14 protein-coding genes are annotated in these 13,345 nt (G+C 46.2%); 4 read left to right on the top strand and 10 right to left on the bottom strand.

The annotated features are described in order from the left end of the window. A complete protein-coding gene (locus tag ACYQ8U_RS06305; protein WP_459944679.1) occupies positions 1-1,206 on the bottom strand; it encodes a type II secretion system F family protein in 1,206 nt (401 codons plus the stop codon). A 348-nt stretch (positions 1,207-1,554) separates the two neighbouring features. Here ACYQ8U_RS06305 and ACYQ8U_RS06300 point away from each other — a divergent pair, with 348 nt between their 5' ends. Next, positions 1,555-1,800 (top strand): PxxKW family cysteine-rich protein, encoded by a 246-nt coding sequence (locus ACYQ8U_RS06300; protein ID WP_459944678.1) that lies wholly within the window; start codon positions 1,555-1,557, stop codon positions 1,798-1,800. 76 nt (positions 1,801-1,876) lie between these two features. Here the strand turns inward: ACYQ8U_RS06300 and ACYQ8U_RS06295 are convergent, their stop codons facing one another. Further along, complete coding sequence (locus ACYQ8U_RS06295; RefSeq protein ID WP_459944677.1) at positions 1,877-2,560, bottom strand: YggS family pyridoxal phosphate-dependent enzyme; 684 nt, start codon at positions 2,558-2,560, stop codon at positions 1,877-1,879. Positions 2,561-2,568: 8 nt separating this feature from the next. Next, complete coding sequence (locus ACYQ8U_RS06290) at positions 2,569-3,405, bottom strand: TatD family hydrolase (protein ID WP_459944676.1); 837 nt, start codon at positions 3,403-3,405, stop codon at positions 2,569-2,571. Positions 3,406-3,770: 365 nt separating this feature from the next. Here ACYQ8U_RS06290 and ACYQ8U_RS06285 point away from each other — a divergent pair, with 365 nt between their 5' ends. From ACYQ8U_RS06285 to ACYQ8U_RS06275, 3 genes are all read left to right on the top strand, one after another. After that, a complete protein-coding gene (locus ACYQ8U_RS06285; RefSeq protein ID WP_459944675.1) occupies positions 3,771-4,169 on the top strand; it encodes a roadblock/LC7 domain-containing protein in 399 nt (132 codons plus the stop codon). Between the two features lie 88 nt (positions 4,170-4,257). Further along, on the top strand, positions 4,258-4,863 hold the full coding sequence (locus ACYQ8U_RS06280; RefSeq protein WP_459944674.1) for a GTP-binding protein: 606 nt from the start codon (positions 4,258-4,260) through the stop codon (positions 4,861-4,863). Between the two features lie 11 nt (positions 4,864-4,874). Then, on the top strand, positions 4,875-7,172 hold the full coding sequence (locus ACYQ8U_RS06275) for a hypothetical protein (RefSeq protein WP_459944673.1): 2,298 nt from the start codon (positions 4,875-4,877) through the stop codon (positions 7,170-7,172). 299 nt (positions 7,173-7,471) lie between these two features. Here ACYQ8U_RS06275 and ACYQ8U_RS06270 read toward each other — a convergent pair whose 3' ends face one another. The 7 genes from ACYQ8U_RS06270 to ilvB form a co-directional block, all read right to left on the bottom strand. Continuing rightward, positions 7,472-8,350: a cytochrome b N-terminal domain-containing protein gene (locus ACYQ8U_RS06270; RefSeq protein WP_459944672.1), complete on the bottom strand. Its 879-nt coding sequence runs from the start codon at positions 8,348-8,350 to the stop codon at positions 7,472-7,474. Continuing rightward, positions 8,334-8,747 (bottom strand): QcrA and Rieske domain-containing protein, encoded by a 414-nt coding sequence (locus ACYQ8U_RS06265; RefSeq protein WP_459944671.1) that lies wholly within the window; start codon positions 8,745-8,747, stop codon positions 8,334-8,336. Before ACYQ8U_RS06265 ends, ACYQ8U_RS06270 begins: the two co-directional genes overlap by 17 nt. Further along, the gene (coaD, locus tag ACYQ8U_RS06260) at positions 8,744-9,256 is read right to left on the bottom strand and encodes a pantetheine-phosphate adenylyltransferase (protein WP_459944670.1); all 513 of its coding nucleotides are present in this window, start codon (positions 9,254-9,256) and stop codon (positions 8,744-8,746) included. The genes ACYQ8U_RS06265 and coaD overlap by 4 nt, the downstream gene beginning before the upstream one ends. A gap of 53 nt (positions 9,257-9,309) precedes the next feature. Beyond that, positions 9,310-9,897 carry a 16S rRNA (guanine(966)-N(2))-methyltransferase RsmD gene (gene rsmD, locus ACYQ8U_RS06255; RefSeq protein ID WP_459944669.1) on the bottom strand — a complete coding sequence of 196 codons (588 nt, stop codon included), beginning with the start codon at positions 9,895-9,897 and terminating at the stop codon, positions 9,310-9,312. 129 nt (positions 9,898-10,026) lie between these two features. Beyond that, positions 10,027-10,674 (bottom strand): phosphatidylserine decarboxylase family protein, encoded by a 648-nt coding sequence (locus ACYQ8U_RS06250; protein WP_459944668.1) that lies wholly within the window; start codon positions 10,672-10,674, stop codon positions 10,027-10,029. Positions 10,675-10,701: 27 nt separating this feature from the next. Further along, on the bottom strand, positions 10,702-11,187 hold the full coding sequence (ilvN, locus tag ACYQ8U_RS06245; protein WP_459944667.1) for an acetolactate synthase small subunit: 486 nt from the start codon (positions 11,185-11,187) through the stop codon (positions 10,702-10,704). A gap of 125 nt (positions 11,188-11,312) precedes the next feature. Then, a complete protein-coding gene (gene ilvB / locus ACYQ8U_RS06240) occupies positions 11,313-13,013 on the bottom strand; it encodes a biosynthetic-type acetolactate synthase large subunit (protein ID WP_459944666.1) in 1,701 nt (566 codons plus the stop codon). Positions 13,014-13,345 lie beyond the last annotated feature (332 nt).

Raw genomic sequence — 13,345 nt, 5'->3', positions numbered from 1 at the left:
CTAGACAACCGAGGCAATCTTGAAAATGGGCAGATACATCGCGACGACAAGAGCGCCGATCATCCCACCTAGAAATACCATCATAAAAGGTTCGATCATGGCCGTCAGATTCTCGACCGCCTGGTCAACTTCCTCATCATAAAAATCGGCAATTTTTTCCAGCATGGCGTCGAGTGCCCCAACGGTTTCGCCGACGTTGATCATTTGGACAACCATATTGGGGAACACTCCGCACTCCTCTAACGGTTCGGCGATCGGCCGTCCTTCGGCTATGGAATCACCAACCCTGAAGACCGCTTTTTCAATAACTTTATTGCCGGCGGTTTTGGCGACAACCTGGAGAGCCTCGAGAATAGGAACACCACTTTGGAGCATGGTGCTGAGCGTTCTGGTAAATTTGGCCACGGCCACTTTTCGCAGTAAAATGCCGATAACCGGAGCATTGAGCAGTCCTTTGTCTATTGTGAATCTGCCCTTTTCCGTGCCGTAAATTTTTTTAATAATCATAACCACAATAAAGAGTGCCATGAAGATATACATAATATTATTTTTAAAAAATTCACTGAGATTTACTACAATTTGCGTCGGCACCGGCAGAGACGAGCCAAAATCTTCAAACATTTTTGAGAAAACTGGAACAACAAATACCAGGATGATGACCAGGATGAGCAAGGAAATTGCCAGACAGATGGTTGGATAGGTCATGGCGCCCTTGATCTTCTTTTTCAGGGCCATGGATTTTTCCATGAACGTGGCCAGGCGGCCTAGAATGGTGTCGAGAATACCACCGGTTTCACCCGCCTCGATCATGTTGGTGAAAAGGTTGTCAAAGACTTTCGGTTTCTTGCGCATTGAGTCAGCCAGCGTTGACCCGGCCTCGACATCTTGCCTGATTTCCCCAAGGGCAGTTTTAAAAGTCGGATTGCTTTGCTGTTTCTCCAAAATTTCGATACCCTGGACCAAAGGGAGACCGGCATTAATCATCGTTGACAGCTGTCTGGTAAAAATAACGATGTCTTTACCTGAAACCTTGGGTTTGAAGATGGAGATATTTGCAAAAAGATCCTTAGGCTTTTCCTTTACAACGGGGTTGGAAATTCTTAATCGTTTGACCTGGGCCAGTGCTGCTGCCTGATCGGGAGCTTCCAGTTCTCCCTTTCTTTTTTCACCGTAAGAGTTTTTTCCCTTCCATACATAAACAGGCATTTTTGTCTCCGAGTTAGCGGATGTCTTATCTGAAAAACATCAGTCCTTTACATAAATACAAACACCAAATAATTTCGATTGTATATCAGGATTTTCCAGAATACAAGGTTGGACGCGTTTTAATGATATTCATTTTTTAGCAAAGAAAAATAGAGGGAAAATGCACTGTTTGCCAATCAATTATGAAAGGCTGGGCAATAAAAAAAGCTTGTCTACAGTAACCTGCCTTGGTATACTAAAAAATTGCTAAATATTTGTCTATGTCAGTCGTTGGTTTGCCGCGACTGTTGTTCCTGGCGTGAGCGGTTGGTGCGCCGGTAAGTGATTGACCGATTGGAGAATAAATATATGAAGAATCAGGCCACAGTAAATTACAGTGATGGTCGTTTTCAGCCTGTTATAGATAAGTGCGAAGGGTGTGGACGTATCGTTGAACAGGAAGAGGTACAGTACTGTAAAAGCTATCTGTATCCGGCAGCGAAATGGAAGTTGGGCTTTTGTAATTTTGCTACCCACGCAAAGCCGGAAATTAATATAATCAAGGTCAGAATCAACCCGTTGAAGGCTGCCAAACGAGCTTCAAAGAGAAAATAGTTCTCTGGTTTGCCGAGTAAAAGGGATCTGCGCGCAAGCAGGTCCCTTTTTTTTACATTTTTTATCCTTTCTGGGCTCAACGTTGGCCGAAAATCGCCGTACCGACTCGGACAATAGTTGCCCCCTCTGCAATGGCGATGTGAAAATCGCTTGACATGCCCATCGACAGTTCCGGTTTTTCAATCGCTGGAAAGAGTCCTTTCTGCATAAGATTTTCAGCCAGCAGCCGTAGATTCTGAAAGTATGGTCGCGACTGTTCAGCATCTTCCACTAACGGCGGCATAGTCATAAGGCCGCACACCCGTATATTTGATAAGGTGTTCAACTGAATGAGCAGTTCTTCCGTTTCACTGCTTTTCACGCCGGCCTTATGACTATCATCGCCGATATTTACCTGAATAAGCACATCCATGGTCTTGTTGAGGGTCTGGAGATGGTTGTTCAAGGCCTTGCCGAGTTTCAGGCTATCGACGGTTTCAATCATATTACAGGTTGCCGCGGCTATCTTGGCTTTGTTGCTTTGCAGATGGCCGATAAAGTGAAAGATGACCGCAGGCGGCGTCTGGTCTCTTTTTGCCTGTACTTCCTGAATATAATTTTCTCCGAAAATTACCTGACCAGCGGCATATGCCTCGCTTATTGCAGCGGCAGGAAAACGTTTGGAAACTGCGACCAGTCGAATATCCTCCGGGGATCTGCCGGCCTTGATGGCAACGTCGGCAATTTTTTCCTTAATTCTCTGAATATTTTCTGAAATCATGGCAAGAATTATTTCCTGTTGAATTTGAAAAGATTTTCAGCATTGGCTGTGGTTTGTCTGGCGAGTTGCTCGATGTCTATTTTTCGAAGTTCGGCAATTTTTTTTGCGGTATACAATAAATACGCAGGCTCATTGCGCTTGCCTCGGTATGGATGAGGAGCGAGAAACGGTCCATCCGTTTCCAGGACCATTGATTCAAGGGGGATGTCTCGGGCCACTTCGTGCAGGACAACGGCATTCTTGAAGGTCACGACACCGGGGATCGAGATCAGCATCCCCAGGTCTAAAACTTTGTGCGCAAAAGCAGTATCCCCGGAGAAACAATGCATAATTCCACCGTAATCAAGTGGCTTTGCTTCTTGAAGTATTTTAATAGTATCGTCGTTGGCCTCTCTGTTGTGGACAATTACCGGTAATTTAAGTGCATGGGCCAGATCCAGCTGTCTTTTGAAATGGGTTCGCTGATGTGCCGGGTCGGAATATTGCTTTACATAATCCAGACCGATCTCGCCAAAACCAACAATGTACCTTGCATGATCCAGGTAGAGCCGTTCCAGTTCGGTATAGTCACTGGTTTGGAGAGTATCGACGTCATGCGGATGAACGCCGATGGTGGCTGATACCTGTGGATACTTGCGTGCAATAACGACAGCTTCCCTGGAACTGGGCAGATCAATACCAATGGTAATGATTCTGTGGATATGGCTGGTCAATGCCACCTGCAACACCTTTTCCAGATCATGACCATATGCTGCCATATCCAGATGACAGTGTGTATCAATGAATTGACACGACTCAGTGAGCTGTGGCAGGTCGCTGCCTCGAGGTTGTAACTTAGGGTTCAAATGAAATTCCTCCACCTTTTCTTAGCAAAAATCACAGGAAGCCGCAATTTACCATTTTCCATCAACGTTCAATGGTAGTGTACTGCTTCAGTTGGAATTGAAAATACCATAGTAACAACATTTACCTATGGTTTTCATAGAGAATGAAAGTTAGACCAAAAAAATAAAATATATCTTCATATCGCTAAAAAACTATCATATAGTGGTAAGAGAAATATCATGACACATTGACTTTTACGCTTCGATAGCATGTACTATAAAAATGCGATTACAGATACCTTGCAAAGGTAAAAAGTTTTACTTTTTAAATTGTCCTTCGAAAAAAGCTGATACCAGCACCCAACATTTAAGATGAGGTTTGTGGCATGAATTACGGGATCGTCAGTCAAGAGCAACTCGAGCAGATAGATGTGATTTTGTCAGATAAACTGATAAAACTCGGTGTTGATTGTGTCATTATCATAGACATGGCTGGAAATATAATTACCGCAAAAGATAACGGCGAAAGCAAGTATGACGTCTATTCCTTTGCTGCACTGGCGGCTGGTAATTTTGCCACGGTTGATGCCATGGCCAAACTCGTTGGGGAACAGGAGTTTTCGCTGCTGTTTCATAAGGGGCAGGACTCGAATATCCATTTCAGCAAAATTGACGATGAGCTTCTTCTTATTTCTATGTTCGGCAAGGACATCTCTCTTGGTTTCCTTCGCTTGAATGTGGTGGATGTTATTGAAAAAATAAGTAATATTTGGGATAGAAAATAGATTCGAGCCGCTTTATGGCTCGGATGCCTCGGGGTAGTTAAGCATTGGGCTGATTTTTCTGAATGGAAAAACGAGAGGGAGTGGAACGTTGAGTTTTATCAACTTAAAGGACAAAGTTGTTCAGGTGAAGGTCGTGTACTACGGACCCGGTCGGTGCGGAAAAACTACCAATCTTGAATATATTAACCGCACGTACCGTAAACAGATCGCCTCCGAGATGGTAAGTCTTAAAACCCACGGGGACAGGACGTTGTTTTTTGATTTTCTTCCTTTTGATATGGGAAAGATCAAAGGCTATGATATAAAAATTCAGCTCTATACCGTGCCGGGACAGGTCAAATATAATGCAACTCGAAAACTGGTCCTGAGAGGTGTGGACGGTATAGTCTTTGTCGCCGATGCGATGGAGAAGCAGCGCGAAAAAAATATTCGCTCCTTAAATCAGTTGCATGAAAATCTTCAATCGTACAAGGAGAGTATTTTCAGGATACCTCTGGTCATGCAGTACAACAAAGTTGACCTAAAAGAACACGGAATTCCAATTCTCCCGACCTCCGTGTTGGAAAAAGATCTCAACAGCCGACTGAGGGTACCTTACTTTGAGGCAAGTGCGATTACCGGATATAATGTTGCCGCGACCCTGAAGAAAATTATCTCTTCCTCGGTGATTTCAATACAGAAAAAATTACTCTAGAGAGAGCTGTGGTGAAACAGTATACCGAAAACCAATATGACGACGATTTGACAGTTGGAACAGATGACTACGATGATTCATATTACACAGGTTCGGTTGATCTTTTCGAATTTTCCAACGACGAACAATCGCCGATCAGTCGGCTAAAAAGCCTCATTCTGTCTATAGATTGGGAGATAACCGATGAGATCCTCATGCAATTTAATGAGGAACTGTTAGATCTTCGGGATATCTGGGCCAATGAGAAAATAAATCTGATTTATGTCCAGGCGCTGGAAAAAATCAGCAAGTATATCTATCAAAAGAAGGCGGATTCTCATCCCAGTGCCATTAAGTTGCTTCTCACGCTCTATCATAATCTTGAGAAAATCGTTTCATCGTATGATCTTACCGAAGAGCAGAAAAAAGAAATTTTGCTGGAAGATGTCAAAAGATTTGAAAGTCTTAAACGTCATATCAGTCAACACACCGAGAGTGTTGATAAAATGCAACCCGCAGAACCGTTTCCAGGGATAAAGATTGAAGGAAATGATCACAAAAAAGATCTCTTGAACCTCAAAGCCATCGTCCTCGGCATTGATTGGGAGATCACTGACGAAGATCTCAATCAGCTGCGACAGGAGGTTGTTCGCCTTGAGAAGAAGTTTGCTGACAGTAGACCGAAACTTATACTTTTGCAGGGCATCGGCACCCTTGGGGCGTACATAAAACTGAAAAAGAGCGATGCCCATGCCGACGCCTTCACCATATTACATCTTTTTTATGAAAGTCTCGAAAAAATAGTTGCCACATCAATGCGCCTGGAAGAAGAAAAAGCTATTCTTTTTCCGGCAGTTGAGAAATTCAACTCTTTTAAAAAGATGTTAGGTTCGACCATTGCCCCGGAGGCGATCGGCCGAATTGACCAAGAAACCGCAGAAGATGAAAGCCCGGCGGGTTCAGTGATAGCACCGGCTTTTGCCGATCTTCCGGAAGAAATCATCGGTTTCCAGGCGGAAGAAGAGGCAAAAAAACTCGGTTTGACCACTTCCGGCAGTATTAATGATCATATTGAAAGTTTTTTCACGGGACAGAACTGGCAAAGCCCCGATGTCCCCGTGCACAACGACGGTGCCGCCGCGGCAACAGGAATACATTCTGAAATTGCCCTCCAGGGTGTCGATGTCGAGGCAGACGATGAGGACGAGTTCGAAGACGGCGGGCCATCAGCAAGTCGGGCCATTGCTCCTGCTTTAAGCTCGGTGATTGATGACAGGCCATCACCTTCTGTTCAGGAAGAAATAGTGCAGGATGAGGGGTTGTTCGCTTTTGATGAAAGTGCAGAGGGCTTGCTTGCAGACGAGGAAGAAGTGGAAAGCTCTCTTGATTTCGATTTTGTCGATGAGGAACAAGAGAGTGCAGGCCCTGATTTCAGTGCATTGGATAGAGATGTTGTTCTGCAGGGGGTAGATGTCGAGACTGAAGCCGATGATGATTCCGAGGAAGAAGCCCTGCCGTTGATGGGAGGAGATCTGGCTCCCGCTCTTGTCGAAAATGATGAAGTGAGTATCTATGATGCCGCAACGTTAGAGAGTTCCCCGGAAAATAAAATTATTGATGATGAATTTGCCGGGACCTTGGGCGGCTTCTTCGACGAAGAAATTGAATCACACCTCTCTGCTGCACCGAAGATGGCAGATATAACGTTGTCCGTTACTTCACTCTTGGAGACGCCTGAGGAGGGTGTCGCTCCTTTATCAGCAGAGGATATTGACGAAGAAGAGGTCATCTTTGAACTGGTCGAAGAAATCGAACAGTCGGTCGCTCCAGGACATGCCCGCGGCACAGTTGAACAAAGGTCTTCCAGCGAATTGTTCGAGGCTGAGGATGCTCTTGTAGCCTCAGCATGGTATGCCGAAGCAGAGGGGGGGGACGTTGAAAAGGTTCTGCATACACCTGCGCCCCATCCGGTAACGGGCGTCGCTGATGATATGTATGGACCATTGCGCACCTGTGTCGATTCGCTTGGACTTGAACTCGATGATAAGGTTATTCGGGGCCTTTGGCGTGAGATCGAATCTCTACGGCAAAGCCTCATGGACAAGCCACTGGAAAAAACCTTTTTGCTGTTATTGGCAACTATTACCAGGCATATTGATCAGAATCGTTATGATTCAGAGAGCGATGCGTATGTTTTGCTGCAATCCGTTTGTGCCGGACTGACCGCAGTGCAGGAGAATCATCTCCAGCATAACCAGGAAATGCTGTTCACTGCAACAGAAAAAGTCTTGAAATGGCAAGAGGAACTCCTGCTCGAGCAGATCCGATAAAATAAAGCTGCCCTGACGATTGGTAGTCCGATCTTCGCAGATCAGCAAAACACAGCCAAAGAACCGGCCGGATTAAAAAAAGAGCAGGGAGGAGTATCCGGGGTGGGGGATACAGAAATACCCAGTGATGATCTTAAACAGGAAATTTCAACGCTGCGTAGGAATCTGCAGAATGAAATCGCCGAGTTGCAGAAAGAATTAAAAGGTGAGTATTCATAATTTTCGGATAAGACAAAATACCATCGAGTAGTGCAAAGGGTTATCTCTTTTTGGGAGGTAGCCCTTTTTTATATGAGTACTTATCGATGCCAGGCGATAGAGGACAAAAGGGCGTAGCTGCAAAGAGACAGGCAAATTATTATGACGATAGCCCTGAAATGTTTATTTGCCGGGTGTGCTGAAAATAATGCCAGGAGAAAAAGAAGGGGTATGGTAACTCCAGCGATGAGCGGAGACAGGTAGCGCAGCAGTTCCTGAAGACCGAGAAAAAACCACGGTCCTGATATATAGCTTATGCCGAGACGGTCCGGCTCCAGTGGTGCCGAAATGAAAACTGAAAAGACCAGTATTGTCGCGATAAGAGGGATATAGTCACGAACGTTGATGCGGTATGTGCGTAAATGATTCCAGGCAAAGATCAACAGGAGAAGATCCAGGGCGATGACATGGTGGATGTACACTTTTCTCAAGCCACTGTCAGACAAGGAAAGAAAAAGGTCATTGAGGGAAGGTCCAAAAACAGGTATGGCCAGCATAATATTTTCAGCGATTATGCCTGCTGAAGAGCCGGTATTGTCTCCTCTGAGGACATAGCCGGTAAAGAGCAGCAGCAGGATGAGGGGAAGGCTGCCGATCAGCCGAACCCATTCCATCCTGCTGTAGTTTGACGTTTTTTGGTAAATCGCCAGCAAATGAAAACAACAAAAGAAAAAGAAAAACTGGCTGGAATAGAAATGTAATGATCGAAAAAAACCGCCGTAGGGTGCGAGCAGATCAATCGCCGTTGTTGAGTAGAACGGATTGAGATAATCATACTGCAGACCGACAATAATGCCGGAGAGCAGGGAAATATAGAACGCTATCAGTGTCCAGGCACCCCATTTGAGCTCTTTTAAGGTGGAAAGAAATTGGACAAAGATGGTGAGGGGTCGATAAAGAGACTTAGGTAGTAACAACATAGAGAGGTTCGTCTTGTCTTTTTTCGACTGGAAAGAAGGTGAGCGGTTTTTGCGCCGGGCCCTTAACGACTTCTCCTGTTTCGACATGAAAGCGGCTCTGATGGCAGGGGCATTCGAGAATGTCCTCTTCTTCAAGATAGTTCAGTTTGCAGCCTAAATGAGTACATTTGCGCGACACTGCCCAGCATTTGTCATCGCGGTCGAAGAGGATAAATGCCGTATTGACCAAAAAACCGGCAGCCGGTACCGGTTTGTCGATGTTTATATACGTTGGCTTTTTGGGAATCGTAAAGCCGACAAATTGCAAAACAGGATACAAAAAAGCTCCTGCCCCAAAAAGAGTTAAAAACTTTCTTCTCGAAGAGTTCTTTTGTTGTGTCCAGCTTGTTTTTTTCATGGGTTGGATGTTGAAAACTTCTTTATGAGCATGTCATTGACGTGGGGTGGCACCAGGTCGCTGACGTCGCCGCCATTTCTCGCCGCGTCTTTAATGATCGACGAACTGATATAAATCCAGCGGAAACCAGGCATCAGAAATACCGATTCGACTTCTCTTTTCAGTTTCCGGTTCATCAGTGCCAATTGAAATTCATAGTCAAAATCCGATACAGCCCGAATCCCGCGAACGATCGCCTTGGCATTGTGCCGATAGGCATAGTCGACCAGCAGTCCTGAAACAGAGCGTACCTGAATGCGTTTTCTGCCGTTAAAAGACTCTTCGATCATCCAGATTCTTTCTTTCAGGCTAAAAACCGGATCTTTCGCCGAGTTGACGGCTACCGCGACAATAACCTCGTCAAAGAGGTTGAGCGCCCTGTCGATAATATCAAAATGACCCATGGTGATCGGGTCAAAGGTTCCCGGATAGATGGCGATGGATGGTTTACGGGGTTCCTCGATGGTCATTGTATTCTCTTTCTGAAAATTAATGGGATAGGTCTGTCCTGCATCGGGCTATGTTATGCGACAGCCGATGATCTGTAAAAACAAAAGGCCGTCTCGCCATAGACTCGTCTATCAATCAGTTCGAGTGTTGCAAGGGAGGTCGGCAATTCCACGGTATGTTTCTCTTCGACTATTAGTAGGCCATTCTGGGTTAAAAGGCTACTATTGTTTATAAATTCAAGCACGGAAAACGATATGTTCTGCGCATAGGGTGGATCGGCGAAAATAATATCGAATCCTTGATGTGTTTCCTGCGGCAGTTTGTGCTTTGGGATACTTTTCGTTAAATCATGCTGCACCACGCGTATGCCGCAATCTCCTCTATAGCCGTTGAGGCAGAGAAGAATGTTCTTTTTGATGAGCTGCAGTGCAAGGCGGTTGTTGTCGATAAAGACGATAAATCGGGCATGGCGGCTAAAGGCTTCAAGCCCCAATGCACCTGTACCGGCAAAAAGATCAAGAACCGTCGCATCGACGATTCGATTGCCGAGTATATTGAACAGGGCCTCTCTTGCCCGGTCAGAGGTAGGGCGAATGCATTTCTCGTGCAGGGGAGGAGTGAATAATTTGCGGCCTCTTGCCGTTCCACCAATAATTCTCAAAAGTAATCGATATGGTATGGATTTTCAGAAAAAACGCATTGAGTTTTGCCAGGGCATAATAGATGCAATACGTCAAGTGTATCAAAGGTGAAGGAATTCCCCCTCACAAGGGGTTGTGTCGGGCACCCATCATGGGCGGAGACGTCCGAGGAGAGTTTCTCCCGCACGGACCTTGTCACCTATTTTGATGCGTACCTCGGTTTCGAGGGGCAGGTAGAGATCCACTCTGGAGCCAAAGCGAATAAGGCCGAACCGGCGGCCTCGTATTACTTCGTCGCCCGGTTCCAGCCAGCACACAATTCTTCTGGCAATAAGCCCCGCAATCTGGACAAAGGCCAGTTTCTTGCCTTCTGCGGTGGCAATGACCGCCGCGCAATATTCATTTTCCAAGCCGCCTTTCGCGCTGTCCGCTGAATAGAACTTGCCGGGTTTGTAGACTATTTTCTCGACTCTCCCCGGGAAGGGAATTCTATTGACATGAACATTGAAAACATTCATGAATATTGAAATTTTGAGAGCCTCCATTTCTGTAAATGGATTTTCCTGAACCCTTTCCACCTGTATTACTTTCCCATCCGCCGGGGAGACCAGAGCATCGTCACCTGTCGGCACAAATCGTTCTGGATCTCGAAAGAAGCAGAGGGCAAACGTAGTGACAATAAATAAAAGTATTGTCGCGGCCGGCAGTTCAAGAAGGGCAAGAACAAAGGTGCAGAAAGCGGCAAAGGCGATAAAGGGGTACCCTTCCTTTGCGACCGGTACTTGAGGTGTGAGCATGAAAATGTGTACCCTTTTTGAGATGAATTATTTAGCTTTGTTTGCCCGGGACATGGCGATGATGCCGGTCCGAACGATTTCCTTGATGCCGATGGGACGCAGGATATCAATGACCGCCTGAATTTTTGAAGCGGACCCGGTGAGTTCTACCGCATAACTCTTCGCACTCACATCGACAACCTTGCCCCGAAAGATATCAATGACCCGCAGGACCTCGGCGCGGGTATGTGCCTCGGCCTTCATCCGGATCAGCACCATTTCTCTTTCGACATATTCTTTATCTGTTATGTCAGTCACTTTGATGACATCTATCAATTTATGGAGCTGCTTGGTTATTTGCTCAATAATCGCATTATCACCCCTGGAGACGACAGTCAGACAGGAAACACCGGGTTCGAGAGTTTCCGCGACACAGAGACTTTCGATATTAAATCCGCGCCCACTGAAAAGACCGGTTACCCGGGAAAGAACTCCCGGTTTATTTTGCAGTAATACAGAAATCGTGTGTTTCATCTAGGTGATCCTGGGTAGAGTAGGTTCAGTTTTGTAGTAATTGATGGCGTCGTAACAACGAACAAGATGAAGCTTTTTACGTATCCATCGGTAATCGAAGTTTTTATGAGTTTGTCGATGCCACCTTAAACAAGCAGCATCTCCGTGTTTCCTTTGCCGGCAGGAACCATCGGGTACACACCTTCTTCCTTTTCAATCTTAAAGTCCATAATGACAAGATTATCAGTCGCCAAGGCCTCTTTGACAACAGGTATCACCTCACTTTTTGTCGTAGCTCTGAGACCAACGGCACCGTAGGCCCTGGCAAGTTCGACAAAGTCGGGAGTGACATCCATGGTTGTCGAGGCGTAGCGTTTATCGTAGAACAGTTCCTGCCACTGTCGTACCATGCCGAGATAACTATTATTAAGAATGGCGACCTTGATCGGACATTTATATTGCTTTGCCGTGGCCAGCTCCTGGATGTTCATCTGGATAGAGCCGTCGCCGGCAATATCAATGACTATCTTGTCCGGAAAGGCCATCTGAGCGCCTATGGCGGCAGGGAGGCCAAAGCCCATGGTACCCAGACCACCGGAGGTAACAAAATGGCGGGGGTAGTCAAATTGATAGAACTGGGCAGTCCACATCTGATTCTGACCCACTTCGGTGGTTATAATGGCCTCGCCGCCGGTAAGTTTATGGAGTGTTTCGATGACGTACTGCGGCTTGATGATGTCGTTGTTTTCTTTGTAGCACAGTGGATGTTTTGCCGTCCATTCGCGGATAAGACCCAACCATGGTTGATGCCTTTCCGCCTCATCTTCCAGACTGACATTTGCCTTGGTGTTAAACCATTCGTTTATGGCGGCAAGAGCGTTTTTGCAATCGGCAACGATGGGGACATCGACCTTCACATTTTTACTGATGGAGGTGGGGTCGATGTCGATATGGATGATCTCGGCCTTCGAGGCGAATTCGGCAAGTTTGCCGGTCACTCTGTCATCAAACCGTGCCCCGACTGCTATCAACAGGTCACATTCAGCAACAGCCATGTTCGCAGTGTAGGTGCCGTGCATGCCGAGCATACCCAGGGAAAGCTCGCTGGTGCCGGGAAAAGCACCAAGGCCCATCAAGGTCATGGTTACCGGTATATTGAGTTTTACTGCCAGCTCGGTGAGTTCCTTGGAGGCGTTGGATAAAATGACCCCACCCCCGACATAGAGTATCGGTTTTTTTGCTTTTATTATTTTTTTACAGGCCTTTTCAATCTGCACGGGATGGGGCTTGTATGTCGGCTGATAGCTCAATATGTTAATAACAGGTCGGTCCGGAAAAGTGAGCAGGCCACCGAGAATATCTTTCGGCAGATCAACCAGCACTGGACCGGGACGACCAGAGCGGGCAATATGGAAGGCTTCCCGTATGGTCGGCACCAGATCTTCCGGTTTGGCGACCAGATAATTGTGTTTGGTGCACGGCCGTGTAATGCCGACAATATCCACTTCCTGAAAGGCGTCGTTGCCGATGAGGGCGCGGGGAACCTGGCCGGTTAATACCACAAGGGGCACGGAATCCATGTAGGCGGTAGCGATTCCGGTGACGCCATTGGTCGCTCCTGGGCCGGATGTGAGTAAGGCCACACCGACTTCACCGGTCACCCTGGCTAATCCATCAGCTGCGTGCACTGCGCCTTGCTCATGTCTCACCAGAACATTGGTGATCTTCGACTCCAGCAATGCGTCATAGAGGTCGATGACGGCACCTCCTGGATAGCCAAAAATGATTTTTACGCCCTCTTCCTCAAGACACTTCACGACTGCCTGGGATCCGGTAATTTTCCCCATCAATGTATTTCCTTATAATAATTGAAAAACTTTCGTCGGCATTGAAGAACATATTGAAAAACCGATGAATTTAAGACGAACAGAAAATATATCTGTCAACTCAGGATCTGTCAACCGGCAAAGGGTGCTGCGGAGGGGGGCAGCGAAAATTATAAAAAGATCGCTGTGTTTTAGGTTTTTAAAAAAAACCTGCTTGACAACATCGGCCTATGATGTGTAATTTGACCATTCAGTATCAGTATTTCTAAAATTTAAAAATAATACGAATGAACTTTATAAACTCGCTACTCTCTCTTCTACTAGGTTCTCTGCTGCCCAAATCCGTGGCTGAG

It is taken from the genome of Desulfocastanea catecholica (assembly GCF_054657295.1).
This window is presented reverse-complemented; position numbering and strand designations above follow the sequence as displayed.

What these genes read in the sequence shown, in the direction of transcription:
- ACYQ8U_RS06305 (WP_459944679.1), bottom strand. Translation starts at nt 1,206, where the DNA reads ATGCCTGTTTATGTATGGAAGGGAAAAAACTCTTACGGTGAAAAAAGA.
- ACYQ8U_RS06300 (WP_459944678.1), top strand. Translation starts at nt 1,555, where the DNA reads ATGAAGAATCAGGCCACAGTAAATTACAGTGATGGTCGTTTTCAGCCT.
- ACYQ8U_RS06295 (WP_459944677.1), bottom strand. Translation starts at nt 2,560, where the DNA reads ATGATTTCAGAAAATATTCAGAGAATTAAGGAAAAAATTGCCGACGTT.
- ACYQ8U_RS06285 (WP_459944675.1), top strand. Translation starts at nt 3,771, where the DNA reads ATGAATTACGGGATCGTCAGTCAAGAGCAACTCGAGCAGATAGATGTG.
- ACYQ8U_RS06270 (WP_459944672.1), bottom strand. Translation starts at nt 8,350, where the DNA reads ATGTTGTTACTACCTAAGTCTCTTTATCGACCCCTCACCATCTTTGTC.
- ACYQ8U_RS06265 (WP_459944671.1), bottom strand. Translation starts at nt 8,747, where the DNA reads ATGAAAAAAACAAGCTGGACACAACAAAAGAACTCTTCGAGAAGAAAG.
- coaD (WP_459944670.1), bottom strand. Translation starts at nt 9,256, where the DNA reads ATGACCATCGAGGAACCCCGTAAACCATCCATCGCCATCTATCCGGGA.
- ACYQ8U_RS06250 (WP_459944668.1), bottom strand. Translation starts at nt 10,674, where the DNA reads ATGCTCACACCTCAAGTACCGGTCGCAAAGGAAGGGTACCCCTTTATC.
- ilvN (WP_459944667.1), bottom strand. Translation starts at nt 11,187, where the DNA reads ATGAAACACACGATTTCTGTATTACTGCAAAATAAACCGGGAGTTCTT.
- ilvB (WP_459944666.1), bottom strand. Translation starts at nt 13,013, where the DNA reads ATGGGGAAAATTACCGGATCCCAGGCAGTCGTGAAGTGTCTTGAGGAA.